The 23,775-nt window shown below is 43.3% G+C and carries 21 protein-coding genes; 16 read left to right on the top strand and 5 right to left on the bottom strand.

The window, feature by feature from the left end:
* Window positions 1-89: 89 nt before the first annotated feature.
* Window positions 90-848, bottom strand: coding sequence for an SDR family NAD(P)-dependent oxidoreductase (locus MHI25_RS19855; protein ID WP_340394048.1), 759 nt, complete (start codon window positions 846-848; stop codon window positions 90-92).
* Between the two features lie 135 nt (window positions 849-983).
* On the opposite strand from MHI25_RS19855, the gene MHI25_RS19850 reads away from it, so the two are divergent.
* The 9 genes from MHI25_RS19850 to MHI25_RS19810 all read left to right on the top strand — a co-directional run bounded on the left by MHI25_RS19850 (window position 984) and on the right by MHI25_RS19810 (window position 10,092).
* Window positions 984-1,355, top strand: a complete 372-nt coding sequence (locus MHI25_RS19850) for a MerR family transcriptional regulator (RefSeq protein WP_076182898.1) — start codon at window positions 984-986, stop codon at window positions 1,353-1,355.
* Between the two features lie 288 nt (window positions 1,356-1,643).
* On the top strand, window positions 1,644-3,575 hold the full coding sequence (locus MHI25_RS19845) for an AraC family transcriptional regulator (protein ID WP_340394047.1): 1,932 nt from the start codon (window positions 1,644-1,646) through the stop codon (window positions 3,573-3,575).
* Window positions 3,576-3,985: 410 nt separating this feature from the next.
* Window positions 3,986-4,558 carry a hypothetical protein gene (locus MHI25_RS19840; RefSeq protein ID WP_076190730.1) on the top strand — a complete coding sequence of 191 codons (573 nt, stop codon included), beginning with the start codon at window positions 3,986-3,988 and terminating at the stop codon, window positions 4,556-4,558.
* A gap of 68 nt (window positions 4,559-4,626) precedes the next feature.
* Window positions 4,627-5,244: a hypothetical protein gene (locus MHI25_RS19835; protein WP_340394046.1), complete on the top strand. Its 618-nt coding sequence runs from the start codon at window positions 4,627-4,629 to the stop codon at window positions 5,242-5,244.
* Window positions 5,245-5,424: 180 nt separating this feature from the next.
* On the top strand, window positions 5,425-6,174 hold the full coding sequence (locus MHI25_RS19830) for a hypothetical protein (RefSeq protein ID WP_076301696.1): 750 nt from the start codon (window positions 5,425-5,427) through the stop codon (window positions 6,172-6,174).
* 37 nt (window positions 6,175-6,211) lie between these two features.
* Entirely contained in the window at window positions 6,212-6,778 is a 567-nt protein-coding gene (locus MHI25_RS19825; protein ID WP_076182888.1) for a hypothetical protein, read from the top strand.
* 63 nt (window positions 6,779-6,841) lie between these two features.
* On the top strand, window positions 6,842-7,393 hold the full coding sequence (locus MHI25_RS19820) for a DUF4303 domain-containing protein (RefSeq protein WP_340394045.1): 552 nt from the start codon (window positions 6,842-6,844) through the stop codon (window positions 7,391-7,393).
* A 61-nt stretch (window positions 7,394-7,454) separates the two neighbouring features.
* Window positions 7,455-8,849 carry a hypothetical protein gene (locus MHI25_RS19815; RefSeq protein WP_340394044.1) on the top strand — a complete coding sequence of 465 codons (1,395 nt, stop codon included), beginning with the start codon at window positions 7,455-7,457 and terminating at the stop codon, window positions 8,847-8,849.
* A gap of 34 nt (window positions 8,850-8,883) precedes the next feature.
* On the top strand, window positions 8,884-10,092 hold the full coding sequence (locus MHI25_RS19810; RefSeq protein WP_340395695.1) for a hypothetical protein: 1,209 nt from the start codon (window positions 8,884-8,886) through the stop codon (window positions 10,090-10,092).
* 102 nt (window positions 10,093-10,194) lie between these two features.
* On the opposite strand, the gene MHI25_RS19805 is transcribed toward MHI25_RS19810, so the two are convergent.
* Complete coding sequence (locus tag MHI25_RS19805; RefSeq protein WP_340394043.1) at window positions 10,195-10,668, bottom strand: hypothetical protein; 474 nt, start codon at window positions 10,666-10,668, stop codon at window positions 10,195-10,197.
* 41 nt (window positions 10,669-10,709) lie between these two features.
* Window positions 10,710-10,886, bottom strand: coding sequence for a hypothetical protein (locus MHI25_RS19800; RefSeq protein ID WP_340394042.1), 177 nt, complete (start codon window positions 10,884-10,886; stop codon window positions 10,710-10,712).
* Window positions 10,887-10,935: 49 nt separating this feature from the next.
* Here MHI25_RS19800 and MHI25_RS19795 point away from each other — a divergent pair, with 49 nt between their 5' ends.
* From MHI25_RS19795 to MHI25_RS19785, 3 genes are all read left to right on the top strand, one after another.
* Window positions 10,936-12,204 (top strand): hypothetical protein, encoded by a 1,269-nt coding sequence (locus MHI25_RS19795; protein ID WP_340394041.1) that lies wholly within the window; start codon window positions 10,936-10,938, stop codon window positions 12,202-12,204.
* 373 nt (window positions 12,205-12,577) lie between these two features.
* Window positions 12,578-13,129, top strand: coding sequence for a hypothetical protein (locus MHI25_RS19790; protein WP_060623267.1), 552 nt, complete (start codon window positions 12,578-12,580; stop codon window positions 13,127-13,129).
* A 78-nt stretch (window positions 13,130-13,207) separates the two neighbouring features.
* Entirely contained in the window at window positions 13,208-13,858 is a 651-nt protein-coding gene (locus MHI25_RS19785; protein WP_175618995.1) for a polysaccharide deacetylase family protein, read from the top strand.
* Window positions 13,859-13,878: 20 nt separating this feature from the next.
* Here the strand turns inward: MHI25_RS19785 and MHI25_RS19780 are convergent, their stop codons facing one another.
* Window positions 13,879-14,718, bottom strand: a complete 840-nt coding sequence (locus tag MHI25_RS19780) for an AraC family transcriptional regulator (RefSeq protein ID WP_076190747.1) — start codon at window positions 14,716-14,718, stop codon at window positions 13,879-13,881.
* A 235-nt stretch (window positions 14,719-14,953) separates the two neighbouring features.
* Between MHI25_RS19780 and MHI25_RS19775 the strand changes: the two genes are divergently transcribed.
* The 3 genes from MHI25_RS19775 (at window position 14,954) to MHI25_RS19765 (ending at window position 21,256) form a co-directional block, all read left to right on the top strand.
* Complete coding sequence (locus tag MHI25_RS19775; protein WP_340394040.1) at window positions 14,954-15,862, top strand: chitosanase; 909 nt, start codon at window positions 14,954-14,956, stop codon at window positions 15,860-15,862.
* Between the two features lie 88 nt (window positions 15,863-15,950).
* Window positions 15,951-18,539, top strand: coding sequence for a metallophosphoesterase (locus MHI25_RS19770; RefSeq protein ID WP_340394039.1), 2,589 nt, complete (start codon window positions 15,951-15,953; stop codon window positions 18,537-18,539).
* A 1,076-nt stretch (window positions 18,540-19,615) separates the two neighbouring features.
* Window positions 19,616-21,256 (top strand): alkaline phosphatase, encoded by a 1,641-nt coding sequence (locus MHI25_RS19765; protein WP_340394037.1) that lies wholly within the window; start codon window positions 19,616-19,618, stop codon window positions 21,254-21,256.
* Window positions 21,257-21,387: 131 nt separating this feature from the next.
* Here MHI25_RS19765 and MHI25_RS19760 read toward each other — a convergent pair whose 3' ends face one another.
* On the bottom strand, window positions 21,388-22,434 hold the full coding sequence (locus MHI25_RS19760; RefSeq protein WP_340394035.1) for a DUF418 domain-containing protein: 1,047 nt from the start codon (window positions 22,432-22,434) through the stop codon (window positions 21,388-21,390).
* A gap of 184 nt (window positions 22,435-22,618) precedes the next feature.
* Between MHI25_RS19760 and MHI25_RS19755 the strand changes: the two genes are divergently transcribed.
* Entirely contained in the window at window positions 22,619-23,767 is a 1,149-nt protein-coding gene (locus MHI25_RS19755) for a VanZ family protein (protein ID WP_340394033.1), read from the top strand.
* The last annotated feature ends 8 nt before the right edge of the window (window positions 23,768-23,775 follow it).

Below are 23,775 nucleotides of genomic sequence, written 5' to 3'. Positions count from 1 at the left end.
GATAGGGGATTTAGGGGATACATCATTGTCGAAGCATAGCGATCCGTAATGGATGGTAATGCTTCTTAACTTGCCATTACAAGATGAGCTTATCGCGTGCTCGCCACATAATTATAGAGGGTGTCTCTCAACTCGAACTCGTACGTCAAACCATTAACAATCCCCACAACATGATCGTTATCATACAGGTCAAGCATGAATCCAGCCATTTCCTTCGCGGTATGATATTTCGGCACAGTCCCATGATATTCGAATTCGGGGATATCGAAAGAAAGCTTCGCGAATTCTGTTTCTGTTGCGGCAGGTGCTAGCACTTTAGCCTGCATAAGTGCACCTTGACTCTTCAACTCATGAGAGAGTCCTTCAGTAAAGGCACTCACATAGAACTTAGTCGCACAGTACGTAATGGCATTTCCAACAATCGTATAGCCGCCACCGGATGAAACGTTGATTAATTGTGTTCCTTCAACATTGGAATAATCACGAACGAATAGAGAGGAAAGGATCGTCAACGATTCAATGTTCAGATGCAGCATTGCAGAAATTTTATCTAAATCTTGCTTGGCCACTGAAGCGAAATTTCCAAACCCCGCATTGTTGATCCAAGTTTCGATTTCGAACCCTTGTAGATCCTCATAAAGCTTATAAGCATTACTAGAAACGGATAAGTCAGTTACTCGAATAACGACATCTACATCGGGGTAGTTATGATTGATTTCAGATTTTAGCTCCTCCAGTTGCTCCCTTCTGCGGGCTGTAACAATTAAGTTTTTACCGTGAGCCGCAAAGGCTAGAGCGGTTTCATAACCTATACCTGAACTGGCGCCTGTAATTACAGTATATTTCATGTGAATTCCTCCGTTTTTACAAGAATATTTAGTGTTTCAACAACGATGTAATCATAAAGCTTAGAGTTTACTCTAAGTCAAATATTTTTTATAATTATGGGGACTCTTAAAATCAACATAGATTCGGGGGCTTGTATGTATACGATCAGCGATGTAGCCAAATTACTAGGGATTACCGCATATACACTGAGATATTATGAAAAGGAAAAGATTATTGCTCCGATGCGGAATGCGAATGGAGAAAGAATATATGATGACTCCAATCTTGCTTGGCTGCGATTTGTGATGAGGTTGAAACAAACCCAAATGCCGATCTCACAAATTAGAGAATATGCGCAGTTATATTTAGAAGGAGAGCATACGGCCCAAGCCCGCTTGAACCTTCTTGAGAATCATAGTAACTCTATACAGAGCCAAATCAGAAACTTAACAGCCACAGAGAAGATGTTGAAAGACAAAATTGCAGCCTACAAAAATTCCCTTGCGAAAGAGACAGGCATTTACTAAGCAGGCGACATTAAAGTATGCCAATGATTACGATAATTGTGAGATCAAAAAAAGGGCCCTCACGATTCATTGATAGACGCTAGTTCCGCACGTATGTTTGCGGATCAGCGTCTTTTGCTTTTGGGCTAGGCTCCGGCAAAATAGCCGTATGCCTCGCTATTCGCATCCTCGTCTCATTCGGCAACACCTTATTGACAGCGCTAGACGTATTCGTTATTGTGTTTAGAAACATGATTCAATTGAGAATGATTATCTCTTGAGAATTTAAAGGGAGTTTGCGAATCAGTTATGGATGTTCTGAAACTTATACAAATATGGAACCAGGTGATTATGAGTGTACTGGACGTACGGCTAAAGCAGGCCGGAATCGACAACGATTTGAATCAATACCGTTTGCCGGCAAGCGCATTTTTATTCGCTTTTCAAGGACAAGGCGAGTTGTGGGTTGACGATGAGGTATGGCTGTGCGATCGTTTCCATGTACTGCACGCCGGCAAAGGCTCTCTGGTGACGGTTCGGAGCCGAGAAGCGCTGAATGTATATATCGTACTCTACAAAGCGTTTCTCCCCGCTTCGGCCTCGTGCGAATTTCATATGATGATGGAGGAATCCGACCCGTTTCTGGAAAGCTGGGGGTTCCCGCCTGGCGAACCGCTGGCCATGCTTGAGCTGCTTCAAACGATACGCGACGGTTGGCTTAAATCTGACGACGGATTGACCCGGCTGTCGGCCAAGGGAGACTTTATCCGCTTCGTTCACGCTGTCCTGAGGGAGCGTCTGTTCGGAGCCGGCGAGCCATCTTTATCGGAGCAAGTTATTCGACATTTGTCCAGGAATTATCGCCAGTCGATCTCGTTTGAGGAGCTTGCTCGGCAATTGAATTACAGCCAACAATATATATCGCGAAAATTTAAAGAACAGACAGGGCTCAGTCCGCTGGACTACGTCATTCGTTTCCGAATGGAAGATGCGAAGGCTCTGCTGGCCGGCACGATAGCAACACAACAGGAAATAGCATCACATGTCGGTTATCCGGACCTCATTTATTTCAGCCGCATGTTCAAAAAGCATGCCGGCATGACGCCAGGTCAATATCGTAAACGATACGGCCAGTTCGTTTCAGATTATGCAAGGAATATGTCACAATCGTCCGTTGTTCTAAGCCGGTCATTAAGCTATCCTTTTTATGTGAGTGATATTGATTATCAATTTCAACAGGATGGGGCGAATAAAATGACTAGAGCAACCAGAAGTTTTTATGCAGTGATGCTGTTATGTTTGACCGTGATGTTAACAGCTTGTGGTGGGTCGGTGAACAACGGAGGTGCAACGAACAGCCAGGTTGCCGTCAGCGCTTCTCCAACCATGATTACTCAAGAGTCAGAGGTTTTGGCATCTTCTGAGATCAAGGTAGTCAAGACCGCTTTCGGCGATGTCGAAGTTCCTGCACACCCTCAGCGCGTAGCGGCAATTTCTTATCTCGGCACCGTACTTGCTCTGGAAGTCCAGCCGATCGCAGCCGAATCGTTCTTGATGTCGAGTCCTTATCTCGAGGGAATGCTGGACGTCGTGACGGATGTAGGCGACTCGTTAGAGAAGCTGCTGGAACTCAATCCGGATTTAATCATAACGCATAATCCACAGCCTGAGGTAGTCGAGAAATATCAGATGATCGCACCTACGGTATCGGTTCCTTACAATCAGTTTGTATCCATTCAGGAAGAAATGCTGTATTTTGGCGAGTTGCTGGATAGACGTGAGGAAGCGGAGAAATGGAACGAACAATTCGAGAAGGACATTGCAGACATTCGGGAGAAAGTCCAACAAGCCGTTCCCGAAGGAGAGACGCTTTCGATTATGCAAGAGTACGATGGAAACGTGAGCCTTTTTGGTCCGAAGTCGGGACGAGGCGGCCGGCTGATGTATGAAATAATGGGGCTGAAGCCGCCGACGACGGTTCCAGAATTTATGCTGAAGGAATCCTACTATGAATTTTCGCTGGAGAAACTTTCGGAGTACATGGGTGATTATTTGATTCTGACGACGGAAGCCAGCTTGGAATCGCTGCAGGCTGATCCAATCTGGGGGTCGCTAGAGCCGATTCGCAACAATCGGGTATTTTTATGGACGGAGAACCAATCCTGGTACCGCGACCCAATCGCCGTGAAAAGACAAATCAACGATTTGACCGACTGGATCATCGAGGCAGCGAGTCGGTAACTGCCTAGAGTAAGGATTGATCGAACGGTAATATAAAATCAGAACTTGCCGTTACAGCCAGCGCGCTGAACCTTACGTAAAGTGACGACGAAAAAATTTTGTTTTGGAAAGATGAAGAGTGTTGTGGGGGTACGGAATAGTTCGACAGAGGGTGTCCTAAACGTCATAAAATGGCAGAGGGATACCCTCCTTTTTTTAAGAGCGGAGTGGGGAAGGGACTAGAGATTGTGCTGACTGGTCAAGGTTATAACTCTTTCTGTGCAAAGGTTATTTCTAAAATCCAGGTGAAAAGTAGGTAGACTCAGGACAAGCGATCACTATAATGGAAATATGAGACATTCATAGACCCGATCAATAGGATATAAATAAGAATCCGGCTGATTAAAAAAGCGATTAGAGGAGGCCATTTCGTGGGAAGATCATTCGCAAATTTGCATATCAAGTCGAACAACCTTGAGAAGACTGTCGAAGCATTAAGAGAGCTAAGCGAAGGGCATGCCAAAGTATTAGGCAAGAAAAATCATGAAGCTCCAGAGAACAAGGTTGTAATGTATGTAAGCAAAAGCAACGAAAACTGGATCAGCGTGCTCCACGATTATTTTGTATGGGGTACGGTGAAGAAGGCCGGTAAAACGTTGTCCCAGCTTACCGGGGAGCCAGTGATGACCGCCGGATATATGAATGAGGAGATATTCGAGTTGTCGTTGTTCGAGAATGGAGACATTCAAGCCGAAAAGATCTTTTGTGAGCAGTGGACGAGGGATGAATATGAACTACTCCGGGAAGAGCGTCTCAATGATGATTACTTGCGAAAAGCGTTGGATATCCGTAATGAGGATTTTGACGGCTTCATTGGCATTACGAGTCCGGGACAAGCCGTAGATAAGCTGTCAGAAATCGTAAGCATGTCTTTATGGAGTGACTGGGAGTGGATCCCGTACGAAGAAGCTCTCAAAAATCGATTTGTGAAATATGAATTTTGAAAATACACGAGTAAATGGCTAAGGACCTCTGAGATGACATTTTAATACATGGCGGTGAGCGAAAAGAAATGGATAAATTAAAGAACAGCGGATTTTATAAACTTAGATTCTTCATCAGGCCGGAAGAGTTTGAAAGCGTTTTGAAGCGTTTTGAACATAAGCAAGCGCAATTTCATCTAACCAATTATGCCCAGACAGAGCATGATCTGAAACAGGTGTATGAAGCATATCAGACCTTTTATCATTATTTTACGGCAGAGAAAAAAAGGAATGAGGGTCCCCCTTTCTTTGTTTATTCCATTTCTGTTACGTCTGATAATGAAAGCTCCGGATTTTTCGCGAGAAATGAGAGTGTCTATTTTCCATATAACGGACAATGGGCAGAGGATGAACTGCCGTGTATCTTGCTATCATTTCCTAAAGGCTTTCAAATAGATTTGGAAGATGAAAAAGGGAAGTATTATATCTATGAGGATATTCGGGATCATAAGCCGTTAACATATACGTTTTTCGATGAAATAACGGGTGCTATTAAAAAAATGACAAAGCCGCTTCGCTTCTCGGCGCATGATGCAGATGCTATGAAGGAGCAAAAGCCTTCTGTGCGTATAAGCCATGGTGCGATTCACGATTTGAGCAAATCGTGGATTTTCAATAAATATGGGCTTGTGATGGGTGGCAAATAGTTCAGGGCAAATTACACCGAGGCATTGGCCAAGCTGGAGAATTCAAAAATTGGGATTGATATGTTGCACTCTCTAAAATTTCAGTATTATCTTAGATAAAAAAGCTGCTCAACCTGCAATATTTTAAAGAATTCTCTTATCTGGAAGAGTTGCATGTTGGGGGCAGCAGGAGGAGTATTTATGTACATCGTATCTCGGCCAAAACCGCTGTCTGATGGTCAAAACCAAGCACTTGCAAAGGAAGACGCCACTGTTTATCCACCGGGCTACCTCCGGTTTTTGCGGCGATTCGGCGAAGGGACTTACAGAGGGTGGTTGAATGTTCAGTTTCCGGATGCGGAGGTGCTCAAACCTTTTGCAGAATACGGATTATGGGAGCATGACGAGTATAGCCCCATTACTGAACAACAGATCGGTGAGTGTATCGTTATAGGTACAACGGTGGACGGTGATTTTCTGGCAATACATCCCCAGACAGCTGGGCTGCTTTGGCTACCTCGGCATGCGGAGCACGTAAAGGCGATTTCCCTGCAGGCAGGGGATCAGGAAGACGAAGGGTTGTACGCCTTGGTGCTGGACGAAATTTATCGTCAGGTGTATGGAATCAGTCAAGGGGAGAGCGTCTATTATGAACCGTGGACGGGCACTCGCAGCCATCGCTTTTTGCGTTTGCCACAAGGGCAGGACCAGCTTACGCTACCCGAACTGGCTGGATTGTGCCAACATGAATTTCCGCCGGATTTGTTTATTGAGAATGCCTATGTTTGTTTCCTGTTCTACCGGCAGCTGGGAGGCTATGTACGGTTGAATTATGCCTACCAGCAAGAGGTGGCCATCTTCTATGAACAGGATATGGGGCAAGCGTTTGCCGTAATGGAGCAGTGGCTCTTGTTGAAAGGCTGCGAAGCGATTTCAGAAAATAACAGCTAATCTGGGTGCTCCGTAAGTCTGGGAGAGGGAGGTAGGCATGAAACTAGTTTTTACTTTGGATACACATGGAACGTGTGTGGGTCAATTGAGAGATGAACTGCTGCCCTTAGAGGAATTAGCAAATACATGGGAGTTTCCCTATGATATCTTTTTTGTATTGCGTATTTTACCTGAAGGTTATGGCCGAAAAACATCCAGACGGTTTGATAGCAGGGATCATACCCTCGAATTAGATATCAGCATAAGTTATGAGCAGTACCAACGGATGTCCAAGCATGAGCAACGTGAGGGATTAGGTATTCACCTTTTTAACTATTTGTCAGAGTCAGTTGCTAAATATAATAAGCATGCAGTTAAGGAAAACCAAAATCAACTACTGGACCTAGTGAAAAAATGGATGCTCGAAAACAATTGGCTAAATGGAAAGTTAAATCAAGCACGGGACCTACTTTCGCAAGACATGGATCTTTATGAAGTCAGCCAGAAATTGCAGATGCCATTAGAAGAGATTGAGTATATCCTTCTCCGTATGAATGACTATGAGCCAACTGATGTTCATCCTGATAACCTTGTAGTAGAAAAAGCACCGCCATATCATTTCTAGAAGGCTGGAGCAAATAGAAGACATCCTGCCTGAACGGATCCACTAACGGAAAGGAGGAAGCCGATGCAAGAAATAGAGAGGCTGGCGATAGAGATCGCCGATGCTGCTAGAACGTCTTTTCGCGCTCTTTTTGAAAATGGCGAACGTTACTATTACTGTACCCTTTACACTACTGGCGAGGGACATGCGCCAAGTATCTCCGCCTGGTCGTGGGAAGCTTTGGAGGTAGAAGCAGCCAGGCAAGGCGTCGAAAGTGACACACCGGCATCGACGATTGCGGAACTTATCAAATGGTCTTATGCGGATTCGCCCTATTGTTGTTTCGGCGATGAGAACTTTGATAATGTTAAACAACGATTTACCGAGCGTTCTTTCATTGCTGATCTTGAGAATGACGAAGTGAATCGCGAGTTTGATTTGAGGCTGAAGGCCATGGAGCTGGCGATGAAAATACTCGATGATGAAGGTGTGTTTGCCTTGAATCAACTGCGAGAGTCAGTATGCGTCCTTGTCGAAGCCATGCCGCCGGATGAGATCAATACTGAAATCGCCCTCCGTTTGAATCGGGCAGAATCTCCAGCTATGCAAGTATGGTTGGCGGAAGCGGCGGAGTAGAAGCCTCCGCTTTCGGAAATCGTCTACTATATTCGGATTTAAAATGAGAGGAAAATAATTTATGAGCAATCTTTTCAGATTCATTCCTATTAGCCAACTAGCAGATAAATTTCCCGAAGGATCTTGGTGGGCGAAGTTTTACCAAGATTTTAGTGACGAGCAACTTGCCGCTTACTATGAAGGGGATTTGACGCTGCCTTCTCTTAATCTAGATTGGGAGCAACCTTTCCCGCAACAAAAAGAGGTAATCATCATTTTTATAGAAGGAAATTTTACTGTAGACAATCTTTATAATAAAGAAACGGATGGTGCCATAGGGCTTTTGGTGACCGGTAATATGAGTGCGAAAAATATAGCTGTAGGCGGTCAGGAAATTTATGTTTCGGGCAACCTGATGATTGAGGAAATATTATGCGGCTCCTACAATCATGGGGAAACGATTGTTAAAGGTGATCTCAGCGCTGCGGTTTTGGTTCAGGATGACGAGTACAGTTTCAAAGTGGACGGACATAAATCGATCGCCTGCTTAGTAAATGTGTGGGAGGGGGACGGCGTATTTCAGGAGCTTCCGGTAGACATTCATGAAGTGTTGATTGATGAAGTTTTTTTGGATATGGAAGAGGATGAGGAGGACTTTTCCTTTGGCACACTGGTGAACGTAATCAAAGAAGGCCGTTCTGCTCTAAAAAAAATAAAGGAATCCCCCGCTAGCAAGAAAGCTGTTCATTTATATTTCACCCATAACACAATCGATGAAGAAAATATATTGAAGTTGACGCAGTGTATTTTAATGCCAAGTGACAAGCCTTCTTTTAATTTTCGCGAGCAAGACGTTTTTTTCAAAGTTCAACTGGAGCATATTGATGCTGACGGGGATGAGCGGGATCTTAGCGTTTATATGAATGATAACCGGCATCACTATTATATTTGGCTGGAGCAAGATCATTCTGTCGGTTTGTTGAAGAGAACCATAGAAGAAGGGTCTGAGTGGGAGGACATTACAGAAGAGTCTCAGGAACAACTAGCAGAGATTAGCGATTGCTGGACGATGTTGCTGACCTGCGTTAATATGGCTGAGCTTTATTTACGAAACATTGAGGTACAGTATGTGCAAGACATTTTGCAACACACTGCAATTCAGGGATTATATTCGGAAGTGGAGGAGAATGGCGGGTTCTGGGACGGCTCCAAATGTTACAGCTTCCGTCAAACGCATACGGACGAGGACGGAGACCTCCTACATGGTCGGGTTGAAATCAGGACTCCAGATGAAGCGTATTATTTTTATACACTGGACAATGGAACTTATGTTTCCCGGCATTATCAGCCGCCCGATCAATATGGCAAGCAGGACATGTCCTATTTGGATCTTAGGCGCTGGGAAGCATCAGAGCGGTATTTTACAAGATTCAAACAATTTATTACAGAGAAGATAGAGTCAGGTGTGAATAGTTAGATCTTGATATGCATTAGAGGAAAGGATGATAGAAATGCCAAATGATAGCCAAGCTGGTCCTTCAGCTGGTTCTGTTAGAGAAGTTGGTAGTTATCCTATCAACCTGACAGGTCCACGTAGTCATACTCTTGTCCTTAAGCCCGGTGTGGGCAGTCTATCCATGGGTCCGTCGCAATTGGGGAAAAAGGTTGACCTTCATGTCGCGTCTGATGCGCCTATCGATTGGACCGTATTCGATGTCTTTGCCACACCGGCTGGCTCTCCCTGGCCGCGATTTCTGCATTATACAGGCAGTGATTCAGGCTTCTTTGACTGGGCACAGAAACGTCCCATTGAAGAGATGACATGGACTCCGATCCTGTCTGCAGACACGGTGGCGGACGCCAGTCAGTCCAATTTGCATGGCTTACATGTCGAGTTGGAACCATCCGGGAGGTCCCTTAGCCTAATACTTCCGAAGCAGCCTTTCCGCCTGAGTGTGTCCGGCGATCTATCACGCTTCTCGGCCACAGGCGAAATGCCATCTTCTCTTACACTAGCACCGCGCACCGGCCGACGTAAGAATGATCCCCCTTTTTTGCTGCCCGATATGGGGGAGCTGCACCAGGTAACGAGCTTGACGCTACATAACGCACCGCTGGGACAGCCCATCTCGCTAGAGTGTCTAAACCGGTACCCAAACCTTAAATCACTGAGTTTGTGGGGAAACTTCTGCCACCTGAATTTATTAGCTCATCATACCCAGTTAACGAATCTGGAGCTGCGCTTCATGCCTGATCTGGGGGACTTGCCGACCTTGAACGCGTGGCCGTTGCTTGACAGATTCATCGCCTACAATGTCGAAGAAAGCGCTGGCAAGCGTCTAAAAAAGCAAATGAAAACTCGCGCTGAAACCCGTTCTTGGACCGACCATGCTTCAGTGAGCCAATTACGAAAGCCAGAGTGGTGGACGACCGAGTTTGGCCGCCCATTCTCCTCCTGGGCTAAACGTCTAGCCAAGCTGGCTAAAGAAGCTTACAACGTTGCACAGGTAACCTTGTCCGAAGCCCGTAGCTTTGCTGAAGCCGAGGCCGCCATTACCGCTTTCACCGTACGCTTCAACAATCTTAAGGGCATCGAAACCACCGAACGAGAAGACCTTGGTGAAGCGGTATGGCAACTTAGCCAGTCTGAGCACCTAATTGGCCAGCCTATCACAGAGGAGATGGCTCAACACTGGTTCGATGCAGCACGTGATTACTAAATGAATTGAAATTCACACCCCTAGAATAGAAATCGGAATGACCCAGAGGTTTGTCCAATTTCTATTCTAAGGGGTGCACTTCACTATACTGGTGGGGTTTTGTTATACGATCATCCCCATTTCTCGGAGTCTATCTTTAATTTTCTTTAAACGAGCTTCTTTTTCGGTGTCTTCAGTTAATACCTCTACAGATATTTCGTTATACTTCTTAATGATCCTCTTTAAAGTTAATTCTTTCATTTCCTTTTTACTGTGGATGGTAACATGAGGGACAGCTGTATAGGTTTCTATAGTCTTGGGATCTGCAGAAATTCGTTCTAGTAAACTAAGTAGAAGCACCAGTCTTTGCTGGCCCAACCTCGGAACTTGGTATAGCTTTTTCCATGTGGAATTTAATAGATGTTCAAGATCTGTATATCCCTTCGAGTATAGAGCATTTATGAGGCCTGTTAAATTTGGACCCCGTTCTTCTGCATGCGCCACAGCAACAATACAAGCAATATTCTTAGAATAAAGATGCAACGGAAGTGGAAAAAAATGTATTAATGCCGCATTTCCGTCAATGATGTCAATCATGATGATATACCTCCATTAAAATATGTGTTCACTATACATGTTTAGTATTCTGGCAAGGTTTGAGTCAGCAGGGTGAATTTTCCTGACTTGTACAATCGATTGATACACTCTGCATTATTAAACCCCAAGCTACTGATCATTTTCTGAACACCAGCAAAACCCGTTACATAAGATCGTAGAATATGTAGCAGATATGATTCGCTTTGCTTCATAATCATTGCTAAGTAATGATATGATATAGGTATCAATTTTGTGGGGTGCACTGATATGGATTTCCGAATCAAAGAACTAGTTAATGCTACACAGCAAACCTATGGACTGGACAACTACTACTTACATACAAAAGAAATTTATCGCGAAGTTACGATGCTGGGAGAAACCGGCTATTTGCTTAGTATGGAATGGTTTCCTTTTCACATTAAGGAATGGAAGGAAGATTATAATCCGGAAGGAACTGCAGTCATTACACTTGACTTGCTATCCTGTAACTATAAAAGTGTTATTTTTGTTGGAGGGAAATCTTATGCAAATCGAACACCATTCCATAACATTGAATTAAATGGCGTTATTCAGTGGATGGAAGCTGAAGTAGGGCTTGAATATGGTAAACAATTCTACCTATTGAAGGAAGAAAGAGGAGAATATTATTTTGCCGAATGTATAGACGGTATACCTATCTCTCCCGGCGGGCGAATGGAGTTACGCTTCGATGTGGAAGGTAGGATTATTTTTTATAGTGTCTATCGCCAGTTTCCTTCCAGTTCCCTTGTGCAAAAAGAGGATTATTCTCTCACGCTTCAAGCGGTAGAGGCACTGGCGAAAAACCAACTACAGCTTATAGAATATCCAGTGTACGAGATGAAGCATCTCCTGCCGATCTATGGGATAGAAGAAATCTACATTACAAATGATGGAACAACCACAATTCCATTTGAGATGATATCAGGAACGAGAGCACGACTGAATATTGATCAAGTAATGCAGTGGGAGCAAGCGGACACGAAACAGTTCGCAAGGATGGAGATCCGTCTGCAAGAAGTGGTTACAATCGAACAGGCAATAGCACGTGAGCCGCATCCAGATTCATTTTCAATCACAGACATAGAACAAGCCCAATGTATAACCGCAGTCGAAATTGGTTTAAGCCAGCTCTATCCGGAAGAATCCGGACAATGGATATTGAAGACTTTACATCGGGAAAGAGGACATATTCAAGCGACATTGAGGAAGAATGTATCAAGTAATCGTATTTTTCAGCGTAAGCTCCTTCTGTTCATCGATACGAACAATTATAAGGTTATAAATTATATGGATAACAAGCTAATGCTCGATACGTTTGATGAATTCAAGAGTGAAGGGAAAATTGCTGTGAGCCATGACGAAGCTTATGACAAGCTCAAGGGATGGTTCGAATTAACACCCGTCTATGTATATGATCCTGGGCAGAAGAGGTATGTGCTGTGCGGAAAGCTGGATTGTGATTATGCCGTGAAGGCCACCAGCGGAGATGTGGTAGAGTTGGGTAGTTTGGAATGATAGTGAAACCAGATTGATTTAGTCTAAAGATAACATCCGAAACTCATGTCCAAGAGACATGGGTTTTTCTTTATATAGTTGGATTTTCTTGCAGATTGTGACTAATTTAAGACTTACTAAATTTTGTCCTTTTTTTAGGTCAGGTAGTTTTTTTAACTAGATGCCAAAAATTTAGATTTAATGAAAATAATTGTATAAAAAATCTGATTTACACGCAGAGAAATTCGGGTGAATAGCGTCAAATAGAAGTAGACGTTAGGAAAAAAGAAAGTTTCGTTAGGTACAATGGATGAAATGAGAGACAATAACCGTTTTAAGGATGGTGAAAAAGTTGGGTTTCAAAATACGTAAAAACACGGTGCAGTCTGTCTGGATGATGTGGGAAAAAGCTTTTGCGTTGCTTTCACATTTTCGAGGATCGCATAAGTCACGCTTTGGTATATGTACCGTGATGCTAAAAAAGCACCGGGGACAGCCTATTGTATGCCAAGACGCCACGGTCATCAATCAGGGAGAGTGGGTGGGAGAACTCCACCTCGACAATGAAAGAATCCTGAAGTTGATCCGGTCCGAAGGATCGGATCGTGCCGCACTGCAAACGGCTCGCATGCTGCGCAAATCAATGCAGCAAATCAACGAAGCCTTCGAATCGCAGTCCGAGTTCAGGCAGGTCAAGGCTTTATTGGGGATTACACTGCTCCATCGGGGATTAACGCACGGACTTGGCTTTGAACAACAAAATATAAAGTCCGGCGTTTTCGAACGCATCACCACCATCTATCTTCGATTGCTGCTGTCTGCCATGCATCCTGAAGGGAGACAAAGAATCAATCGGCGAACAGAGCAACTGGTCCCGATGTTACTGATCCATTCACGCGCCTCACTGAAAAATCGATTTTCACCCGGACAGAACTACTCTGGATAGGTCTTATGCTTGTTATAAGGAGGTGTAATCATACTTACATATCTGATAGGAGGAATACTATGTGCCGCTACTCTTTACATGTTTATTCCAAGTTTGATTACGCGAGTGAGCGGCTTTGGTGTTTTTCGCAAAGGAACGGTAGAAAAACAGGTGGCATTCACTTTTGATGATGGGCCACATCCGAAATATACGCCGGAATTGCTGGATTTATTGAAGTTACATCAAGTGAAGGCTACTTTTTTCGTGCTTGGATCGCGAGCGGAGCAGTATCCAGATCTGATCAGAAGGATGGATCGGGAAGGCCATCAGATTGGCATCCATAATTACTGCCATACCTCTAATTGGCTGATGCTGCCCAGTACAATTAGGCGAGAACATCTGGAACGCTCCGCTGATATTATAGAGTCTATTGTCGGAATCAGACCCAATCATTACCGTCCACCCTGGGGATTAATCAATCTATTTGATTTCTTTCGGCACAAGCAGTATCGAATTGTTCTATGGTCGCTGAAGGCGAGTGACTGGAACATCCGGGCCTGTCAAACCCGGATGCAGGCCATTTTATTAGGTGGAATCACCGATGGCTCCGTTGTTTTACTTCACGACAGCGGAGAGACTGCGGGCGCGGACCGGCATGCTCCTTATTTTATGCTGCAAGCTTTAGAAGAAGTGCTAAACCAACTACAGGCAAGAAACTTGCAATTTGTTAGGCTTGATGAAATGTCTTGACGTATTCCAGTGATTTGTTATTAAGACTTAAATTGTTTGCGGAAGCAGAGCGGCGAGATGCCCATTATTAATTTGAAGGTTCGTCCAAAGTGGGAGGTGTTATCGAACCCAACCATTCCCGCAATTTCAGTAACATTAAAAGAAGAGCCAACCAGCAAATCACGCGCTTTTTTAATGCGGATGTTATTGATATATTCAATGAAGCTGAACCCGGTGGATTCTTTAAAAGTACGGCAAAGGTAGGAAGAGCTTATTTCGAATTGCCGTGAAATCTCACAGAGCTTAAGCGGTTCCATATAATGTTGATTTACATAATTAACGATGTCCAGGACTTTCTTATGTGTACGATTGGATTCTACAAATGAAGCTACGCGGCTGTCAAATAGTTTACGATTAAGATAGAGAAGCAGCTCCACCAATAATATTTGTTGGTACTGTTCATATCCGCGGGCTTGCTTCTTCCCCTCCTGGATCATTTTCTGAAAAAGCTGTTCGATGAAATATTGATCCATCCCGGTCATCTTCAAAGCGCGGTAATCACTTTTGAACAATTCGAGCAGTTCCTCACATTGACTGCCGGTGCAGAAATGCTGCAGGAATTCTTTTTTAAACAGGAGTGTAACCCGTTCATACATATTGCAGCCGGAATTGACCAGTTTGTGCATTTCGTGAATATCCATAAATAGCAGTGTTCCGCCCGCAACCTGGTAAGTTCTGTCCCCTATAAAATAATAAAAATCCCCGGATATTAAATACAGAATCTCATATGCATCATGATAGTGTCTTGAAGGCATGCTGGTGTATACCTGTTTCTTGCGGCTGATGTCAAAAAGAGTAGACTCATAAAATACCGGTTTCATTCAGCACCTCCTAAGAGGATTGTAGACTTAATCTATGGTTTGTAGCAACATATGTATAAAAATTAATATTTACAAGAAAATACGTGCTGTTTGGACAAAGTATTTGAGATAAGCTTAAATTGAATTACCAAGTGTTGGAAAAAGGAGGGCTGTCATGCTCAGATAGGTTAGGGATAAGGTTCACTGCCACTAAAAGTTAAAGCGCTTAAACTATTCAATTAAAGGAGAGATTGCTGTGCTAAATTCAACGAAGAGTAAGGTTTCCAAGAAGATGAAATTTTCATTGATGATTCTGCTCAGTTTTTCAATGATTTTTTCTTATGGCTGTCTGTCCAAAACATCTCAACAGAAAAGTTATGCGGCAGGGAACCCTGATTCTAATTTCTCACCGGCAACACTTCAATTCTTGCGTGACAACACAGGTCTGGATGGTGAGCAGTGGAACAATATTATGATGCTTGTCAACAAACCGGAGCAGGACGATCTGAACTGGATCAATTTTTACGGATATTGTGAAGATATTGATGATGACCGCGGGTATACGATTGGAATATTCGGTGCGACTACAGGCGGCTCAAATGATACCGGTCCCGACGGTCCGGATCTGTTCAAGGCATATGACGCTGCCAAAGGCGCGAGTAATCCTTCGGTTAAAGGCGCATTGGTCCGGATCGGTGTTAAGGGTTCGATGAAAGGGAAGATCCTCGAGATCAATGAAAGCGAAGAGAGCTTCTGCAGAAAAATCGGCAATTTGCAAAATGATCCCGAGTGGAGAGAGGCTATGTGGAAAACGTTCTACAATATCTATATTAAATACAGTGTGGAGCAGGCCCGCAAACGCGGCTTTAACTCGGCATTAACTATTGGTTCCTTCGTGGATGCAGCGCTGAACCATGGAGCTACCGGCGGCTCCGAGACCCTTCAAGGGCTTTTGGGTAAATCCGGAAGCAGCACGGATGAGAAGACTTTTATGACCAAATTTTATAAAGAACGGACCAAGATTGTGGATACTAATGAGTATAACTCTCCGCCTAACGGCAAGAACCGTGTGAAGCAGTGGAGCAATTTGCTGAACATGGGAGAGACAGACCTGAAGGGTGCAGATTCAGCAATCCTTCAAGTCACCGACTGGGAACTCCAATAACAGGAAGGTAAGGGTAGCAGAACCGCCGTTCTTCTCGGAGACGGCGGTTCGATGATAAGTGAGATTAAGGAAGAGGGAGATGGGCTGAATGGATAACAACCAATCTTATCTCAAAAATAGATTTTACAAGGTAATCAGTCTAATGGTTATAGGTTTGCTGTTTGCCATGGAGTTGACTGGTTTTGTCTCAGCAGGAAGGGAAGAAATTGAGGAAGACCTTGTAAATGAAGCAACTGCAGTTCAGGAAACGATTGCCCAGTGGATTTTTAAAGACAAAGGCGAAAACGGTGTATTTCCGGCTACAGGCGGGGTATATCAGACGTCTTCATCCATTCGTGATGTAGGAACTAATACGGATGCGTACACCTATGAGTCAAGTGAGAACAGCGTACGCAACCAGGGCTGGCATGAAGGAACGGGCCTAAAATACTGGCTTGCCACGCTTTCTACCCAAGGCTTCGAAGGGATCTTCCTCTCTTCACAGCAAACCTCTTCAAGTACAGGACCTAGGGATTTCAAGGTGCAATACAGTAAAGATCAACAGGAATGGATAGATGTTACGGGCGGCAACCTTGTTCTAGCCCAGAACAATTTTAATTGTTCCAATAATTCCTGCAAATTAACTAACCTCGCTTTACCTGCCGGAACAAACAATCAAGATGTACTCTATATCCGCTGGGTGGTAAACTCTGCGAAAAGCGTAAGCGGGGGAACGGTGTCCAGCTCAGGCTCAAGCAGAATCAAAGATGTGATAATTAAAGGAACACGCAGCAGCGGCGAACCTGGGAACACTCCCACACTTGAGGTAAGCAAAACTCCCGCTTCAGGGGCTGCAGATGTTCCCCTTAACGCAGAGATCACCGTGAAGTTTAACAAAGCCATCAGTCTCGACAGTAGTTATCAAGTTGTAATCACAGAAAACAATCTTCCTCTTACCAACATTTCTGCTTCACTCCTCGGTCAAGACACAGTCAAAGTCAGCCACCCTACTTTCACTGCCGGCAAAACTTACAACGTGACCGTCCCTAAAGAGCTTGTTAAGGGGACTACGGATGGCCGGACACCTGAGAACGATATTACCTGGAGCTTTAAGACGAAGTCTCCGGATACCGGCATCAAAACACCAACGCTTCTGAACATGACTTTTAATGGAGACCCGAAGACAAGTATTGCCTTTGACTGGTATACAGCCGAAACCGTCAGAGGTACAGTAGTGCAAGTAGTGGAGGCCGCCAATGCGGGAGGAAGCGAGTTCCCGGAACAACTGGCAGCTTCTTATGAGGGCAGCGTAACAGTTATTGAAACCTTAATGACATCAGGAGACAGAAGCTCCAAAAAGTATAAAAAGTTCGCTAGCCACAAGGTTATTGCAAGCGTTCTTAAGCCTGGAACTAAGTATATCTACCGGGCCGGTAACGGTGATGCGGACGGCTGGAGCGAGGCGGGTTCTTTTACCACGGACAAGGCGGATAATCAGGATTTCCATTTCCTCTATGTAACCGACACCCAAGGCTCAAGTAAATCGAATTTCGATCTGTGGCAGGATACTTTTAAGAGAGCTATTGAGAAAACGGTAGATCCCAAGTTTGTTCTTCTTACAGGGGATCTAACGGATGACGGTGATCTGGAGCAGTTGTGGCAGTGGTTCTTAGGTGTGCCGAAAAAAGAATTTGCCAATGTGCCATTTGCACCGATTATCGGCAACCATGAGATAGAGGATTATCCGAATAACAACTTCTATAACCATTTTAATCTTCCAAAAGATGTCGGGACGGGCGCTCATGACGGGTCGGTATATGCTTTCGAATACGGCGATGCCCTGTTTATGCAGATCAATTCCCAGTACGAAGGGGAGGTTAAGCCGTATAAAGCGGATATTCAGTTCACGAAGCAATTGGAATGGATGCGGAATCAAGTGGCAAAGACCGACAAGAAGTGGAAATTCGTCTCGATGCATAAGGGAGCGTATTCTTCAGGGGATAATGCTTCGGCAGAAAGCGACCGGGTAGAATTTTACCGGAAATATCTAATTCCTGTATTTGATGAGCTGGGTGTGGATATGGTGTTTGAGGGACATGACCATATGTATATGAGGTCTTTTCAAATGCTGAACAACGTTCCGATTAAGAATGTTATTACCGATGAGCAAGGAAATGTGCTGAATCCCAAAGGGACCGTGTATCTGATGGGCAACTCGGCCGCTTCGAAATTTTATGCCATTAATCCAGATGCAGACACTTTTTTTGCAGCAAAAAACGACCAGCCCAATAAGAAAATGTTCGTGGATGTTTCCATTACAAGCGACGTGCTGAAATTCACATCCTACACAGCTGTTAAAGATAAACCTCTTGCCGTCTATGATGCTTACAGTATTAAACGGACTGACGTCAAACCCGGCATTGTAGAAAATCCAAGTGCAGTAAGACAGTCAGGGAACCGTGCAGTTCTTTCGTGGAAAGCGCCAGCAAATAGCTCTGAGCCTGTGCGAGGTTACCGGATTTACGAGAAAAATGATAAAGTCAGCACAAATTGGAGCGTGTATGTGCCGACGGTAAGCGGTCAGACGAGTTACAGTTATACATTAAACGGCATAGATTCTGCTAAAGCCTACAATTTCGTGATTAAAGCAGTGGGGACAAGAAATAATTCGCTTCCAGCAGAGGCAGGAATGCAATGAATGGATAGAGGAGGCGTTGACGGGGCTTAGGCATCCGTTAACGCCTTTTTTTCATAGTTGTTGAAGCTGTCCATTCCTCCTAGGGTAACTCCTCGGAAAGATAGCTTCACTTTTTACCAGATCATGAGCAGAATCGGCAAGAGGGTTTGGGGTGGGTCCTACGAAACCTAGAATTGGGATGATAAATTTAAGTGCCATCCATATATAGACCCCAGGTAAGCCGTGAATCAAAAATACGCAGATCCATGACAGTAAAGCTGCAGCCAACATTGTACTACCTAAATACCCGAATGTTTGAGTTATTTTTTTCATATTCGCTCCTAACGTATAAGAAAGTGTCTAATAGTTAGATGAATATAACTGGAAAATCACTTCGGCTGCTAACCTATCCGAGGCTCGACCCGGTGATTTGGATAATACCACCGTAGGGAAATCTGAAAAACAATCATTTGTACAACTGTATTTGTCTTGTACCGTTCTTTGAAGTTAGTAATAGACTATATCAATCTCAGAGAAGGAGTTGATTTAGTTGGCTAACAGTGATATACGTCTTACTCTTTGGTCGGGTACTAATTTTACCAATCGCCGGATTCGATTCAGACGTGGAGGAGTTGCGGTTCGTGATCTTGGAGCGTTTCGGTTTAACAACGTTCTCTCGAGTTTCCGTCTCAGAAATGTTGTGCAGAGCTCTCAAGTAACGCTTGTACTATTTTCGCGAATTAACTTTCAGGGATCGTTCCGTGTATTCCGTGGCAGCCAAAACGTAGCGAACTTGAATAATTTTAACTTTAACAATGTCACATCTTCGTTGATATTGGTAGACCGTATCCTTACAAGCTCCGAAATTTCCCAAATTCAAAGCACGGGTAGAGCGCCTCGAGATGTCCTCGTAATAAGACAATAATAATGCAAAGGGTGCCCCTAGGGCGCCCTTTTTTTACAAATATCAGTAGCACAGGTCAAGACAAAATATGCATAGAATTTAATATAAAATAAGAGAATAGGTGCTGCTCCCGCATACAATCCTCCTTTAAACTAGTAACGTACTTAACAAAATCTGCTAGAGGAGGATTCAAATGCGCAAAAAGGTTATCGGGACAATTTGCAGTACAGTTATGGTTTGCAGTCTGCTTGCAGCAGGCAACGGAACATCCTACGCCGATGGCGCCAATAACTCTGATGCTCCTACCAACAAATCTGTCAAAAACGTAATCCTGTTTATTACGGATGGGATGAGCTTATCCGATGTGAACTTGGCCAGATGGTATCAGGGAAGTCAGGCGCTTGCGATGGATAAGTATTTCAGCGGGCTGGTGAGAACCTATTCTACGGATTCACTGACCACAGATTCCGCTGCGGGAGCTACGGCTTATGCCACAGGCCATAAGGTTAAGAGTGAGACGGTATCCATACTTCCAGACCGAATAACGATGCCTTTCGTAAGCGCAGTTAAACCAGAGGACATGAACAAACCTCTGCCTACCCTTATGGATGCAGCGAGAATGGCAGGGAAAAGTACAGGAACGGTATTCACTTGTGAATTAACGGATGCGACACCGGCTACATTTTTAAGTCATGCATACACGCGTGACAATGCGCAGTCTATTGCAGAACAGATGGTCTATAGTGGTGTAGATGTTCTACTTGGGGGCGGTTCCGGGTATTTGGTACCCGGCAAAGAAGACATTAACCGCAAGGACGGAGAAGATTTAACCAAAATCCTGAAATCAAATGGGTATGAATACGTAACGGATAAAGCAGGTTTAATGAATTCTAAAACGAATAAAATCTGGGGACTATTCAACCCCGAAGCACTGGATGCTGATTTTGACCTGAACCCGCAAAAGCAACCGAGCCTTGCCGAAATGACCAATGTAGCGATAGAGAAGTTGTCACAGAACGAGAATGGTTTTATTCTGATGGTCGAAGCAAGCCAGATTGACTGGTATGGTCATGATAACGATCCAGTGGGGATTATGAGTGAGACCTTAGCGTTTGATAAAGCCTTCAAAGCCGCTGTTGATTTTGCAGAAAAGGACGGGAATACAGCAGTCTTATCGGTTTCGGATCATGCTACCGGCGGGCTCAATATGACGAACTATGATTCTACCAAAGACCTAATCTCCGTGCTGAAGAAAGCGAAGCACACCAGTTATTACATTGAAGGCAGTATTAATGAGAGCAATTTTAAAAAGGTCCTTGCGGATAATTATGGACTTAGTGATCTAACCAAAGAAGAAGCGGATCAAGTCAGATTGGGAATGCAGGACAACCTTTCGCCAGTCATCGGTAAAATTTTGGGGGATAAAATAGGTGTAACCTTCTCTACGGATGATCACACATCGGAAGAAGTTGGATTGTTCGCCTACCATCCGGCTAATTTTAAACCGACCGATTTCATGAACAGCGGTGTAATCCAGAATACGGATGTGAATAAGTATATTCAAGAAGTGACCGGACTCAATCTGGCGCAGCTTCAGGATACACTGTACGTATCCAGTGATAAATTCAAGGCCAAAGGAGCTACGATTACCCTAGATAAGACCGATAAGACTAATCCGGTGGTTGTAGTGAAAAAAGCAGGCCAAGTTCTCAAGCTGCCTATAGATAAAAATATCGCCATTCAGGATGGCAAAACAACGAAACTAAATGTGCTGACAGTAATGATTAAAGATAAAGTGTGGATTTCGCAGGATGCTTTGGACTTAATTCTCTAATTCTTAAAGTTCATGTTGTGATCTGTCGCCTAAAAGTTAAAGCGCTTAAACCCAAAAACCCCTTTTTAAAAGGGGTTTTTGGGTTTAGATAAGAAATTCCGACTTGAATTGAGGCGAGGAAAGCGAAGCTTTTATCGTTTTATTGCAGGCCTTGTTCCATAGGTCATCAAGCGCCAAACCTTTTCTAAAGGGCCCATGGAAAAAAACTTGAACCAAATGGTGCTAAAAATGATTTGAATCATATAAATCAGAACTGCGATGTAGAGAATATCTTTTGGTGAAACGACTTCGAGACCTATCATTGAAATGATTGCCGTCCCTATAATGCTTTGTGCTACATAATTTGTAAACGCCATTTGACCCACCCGTGATATGGGTTTCAGGAATTTCACCATTTGTTTATTTTCTAATAGTAGAAATAATGTTGTTAAGTAGAACAAAGTGGTTGGGAGAGATCCTAAGCCCGTAACTGAATCTACATTGCTGTTCCCATTTTGAGAAGCGTTCCAAATCCATAGTGAAAAACCAATGAACAACAGAAATGATACCATTTGAATCCATCTAATGGGTCTTGTTAATCCTTGTATGTGTGTCAGCCAACCTGACTTTGCGGTTAAAAAACCAGCTAAAAACATAATAAAGATTTGTATAGCGTCATTAGAAAAAATATCAAGAATAGATGAGATTGCCCCTTGAGAAGGTAGGAATATTTTTACCACTAAGGAAATGATGTAAATGGATGTCATACCCATAAGCCACTTTTTAAGTGTAGAAACCGTTGTGTGATAAAAAGGGATCAGAAACAATCCGATAATGGCATATGCGGGCAGAATGGTTCCCCAAAAGATAAATACATGAATGATTCCCAGCAGCAAAAGGATTAGTAAACGTCTAGCCATACGCCATCTGGGTTTATCTCCCCGGCTTTCGGCTCTTGAGGCGAAAATGTATAGACCTACACCAAATAGGAATGAAAAAATAGAAAAGAACTTTTTTTGTACGAAGATGATTATCAAGCTATGGATGATTCCATTAATGCCACTATAGTCTGGTAAGGGATCTCCTTCCATAATAACTTTAAAGGCTCCAACATTTATAAGCAGAATGCCAAAAAGAGCAAGTCCGCGAATGATGTCGAGTGAAATGATTCTTTCTTTTTGCGAAATGGAGGGATTCATTAATAGTGCTCCTTTGAAAATATTTTTATTTGCCTAGGAGTCAGTATAAGTTGCGAACCTTACATTAAATTGATGCCAACATTACAGGATCCTTAAATTTGATAAAATGTTCCAACTCCAGTTGAATTAGAATCAGTTTTATGGTTAATATGAATACTAAATCATTTTGGGGTGTGAACTAGAAATGTCAGCATATACTCAACCGATCTTTGTGGCAGCGATCTTTTTTGTGGTTTTAGCATTTGCCTTATTTATCCCATGGCTCATTTATACCTATAGAAAATATAATTACCTTCCCTTTTCTACCACGTTAATTTCGTTTTCGTTTATCTTTTACTTTCTAGCAGCGTTATTTTTAGTATTGTTGCCGTTGCCGGAAATGCGTAACACTTGTTCTCTTCAAAAACCGGGTACACAACATTATTCACTTATGCCATTTCAATTTATAGTGGGCACCTTTGGGAATAGTGGCATCGTGTTATCACAGCCTGCAACTTATAGGCTATTATTTAGCCAACCCTCATTCTATCAAGCGTTTTTTAATTTCTTGCTATTATTACCTTTTGGTGTTTATCTGCGATACTTTTTTCAAGATAAGAAATATTGGAAGAAAGCTCTAGGCTTCACGTTCTTATTAACTTTATTTTATGAGATAACACAGGTAACCGGCATTTACGGGATTTATAATTGCCCTTATCGTATTTTTGATGTGGATGATTTATTGTTAAATACTACTGGCGGTGTACTGGGGTTCTTTATTGCTCCAGCTGTGTTGGCGTTATTCCCGTCAAAAAAGAAAATTAAGGAGAAAGCGGAAAGATTATTAGCACTTGATGAAGTAAGAGGGATGTCTGTGTTACTGGCTGTTATTATTGATCTATTTATCAGCAACCTAGTAGTTAAAGTTGTGTTGAGTATGACCAACGTTAATATTGTTAGTGAATTTATTGCGAGCACCATTACACTTTCTGTAACCTTTTTTATTATTCCGATGATTTGGAATGGATCGACAATCGGTACGAAAATAATGCGTTATCGCTATGACAGTAAAATAAGTCGAGTGGAAACGAACAAGCGATTATTTAAACGCTTTGGTGCCATTTACGCGATGTACTTCATAACAGTCATTGCGAAAACGTTGAATAATGTGGAAATATCAATGGATTCTCCATTTTATAAGGCATCTATATTCTTAACGCTAGGTGCTGGATTGACCTCTCTCATTTTAACGATCGTATTGTTCGTTCATGTTATATTAGTCGTGTTTGGCAAACAAAAACGCCGCTTTTACTTTGATGAAGCTTCTGATTTATATACAACCAGAAAAAAATGAATGCTATT

This window comes from Paenibacillus sp. FSL E2-0177 (genome assembly GCF_037992975.1).
Taxonomy (GTDB): Bacteria; Bacillota; Bacilli; order Paenibacillales; family Paenibacillaceae; genus Paenibacillus_AQ; species Paenibacillus_AQ odorifer.
The sequence above is the reverse complement of the archived record's forward strand: the minus strand, read 5'-3'. Positions and strand labels throughout refer to the sequence as shown.

What these genes read in the sequence shown, in the direction of transcription:
- MHI25_RS19855 (WP_340394048.1), bottom strand. Translation starts at nt 848, where the DNA reads ATGAAATATACTGTAATTACAGGCGCCAGTTCAGGTATAGGTTATGAA.
- MHI25_RS19850 (WP_076182898.1), top strand. Translation starts at nt 984, where the DNA reads ATGTATACGATCAGCGATGTAGCCAAATTACTAGGGATTACCGCATAT.
- MHI25_RS19845 (WP_340394047.1), top strand. Translation starts at nt 1,644, where the DNA reads ATGGATGTTCTGAAACTTATACAAATATGGAACCAGGTGATTATGAGT.
- MHI25_RS19835 (WP_340394046.1), top strand. Translation starts at nt 4,627, where the DNA reads ATGGATAAATTAAAGAACAGCGGATTTTATAAACTTAGATTCTTCATC.
- MHI25_RS19830 (WP_076301696.1), top strand. Translation starts at nt 5,425, where the DNA reads ATGTACATCGTATCTCGGCCAAAACCGCTGTCTGATGGTCAAAACCAA.
- MHI25_RS19825 (WP_076182888.1), top strand. Translation starts at nt 6,212, where the DNA reads ATGAAACTAGTTTTTACTTTGGATACACATGGAACGTGTGTGGGTCAA.
- MHI25_RS19820 (WP_340394045.1), top strand. Translation starts at nt 6,842, where the DNA reads ATGCAAGAAATAGAGAGGCTGGCGATAGAGATCGCCGATGCTGCTAGA.
- MHI25_RS19815 (WP_340394044.1), top strand. Translation starts at nt 7,455, where the DNA reads ATGAGCAATCTTTTCAGATTCATTCCTATTAGCCAACTAGCAGATAAA.
- MHI25_RS19810 (WP_340395695.1), top strand. Translation starts at nt 8,884, where the DNA reads ATGCCAAATGATAGCCAAGCTGGTCCTTCAGCTGGTTCTGTTAGAGAA.
- MHI25_RS19805 (WP_340394043.1), bottom strand. Translation starts at nt 10,668, where the DNA reads ATGATTGACATCATTGACGGAAATGCGGCATTAATACATTTTTTTCCA.
- MHI25_RS19800 (WP_340394042.1), bottom strand. Translation starts at nt 10,886, where the DNA reads ATGATTATGAAGCAAAGCGAATCATATCTGCTACATATTCTACGATCT.
- MHI25_RS19795 (WP_340394041.1), top strand. Translation starts at nt 10,936, where the DNA reads ATGGATTTCCGAATCAAAGAACTAGTTAATGCTACACAGCAAACCTAT.
- MHI25_RS19790 (WP_060623267.1), top strand. Translation starts at nt 12,578, where the DNA reads ATGATGTGGGAAAAAGCTTTTGCGTTGCTTTCACATTTTCGAGGATCG.
- MHI25_RS19785 (WP_175618995.1), top strand. Translation starts at nt 13,208, where the DNA reads ATGTTTATTCCAAGTTTGATTACGCGAGTGAGCGGCTTTGGTGTTTTT.
- MHI25_RS19780 (WP_076190747.1), bottom strand. Translation starts at nt 14,718, where the DNA reads ATGAAACCGGTATTTTATGAGTCTACTCTTTTTGACATCAGCCGCAAG.
- MHI25_RS19770 (WP_340394039.1), top strand. Translation starts at nt 15,951, where the DNA reads ATGGATAACAACCAATCTTATCTCAAAAATAGATTTTACAAGGTAATC.
- MHI25_RS19765 (WP_340394037.1), top strand. Translation starts at nt 19,616, where the DNA reads ATGCGCAAAAAGGTTATCGGGACAATTTGCAGTACAGTTATGGTTTGC.
- MHI25_RS19760 (WP_340394035.1), bottom strand. Translation starts at nt 22,434, where the DNA reads ATGAATCCCTCCATTTCGCAAAAAGAAAGAATCATTTCACTCGACATC.
- MHI25_RS19755 (WP_340394033.1), top strand. Translation starts at nt 22,619, where the DNA reads ATGTCAGCATATACTCAACCGATCTTTGTGGCAGCGATCTTTTTTGTG.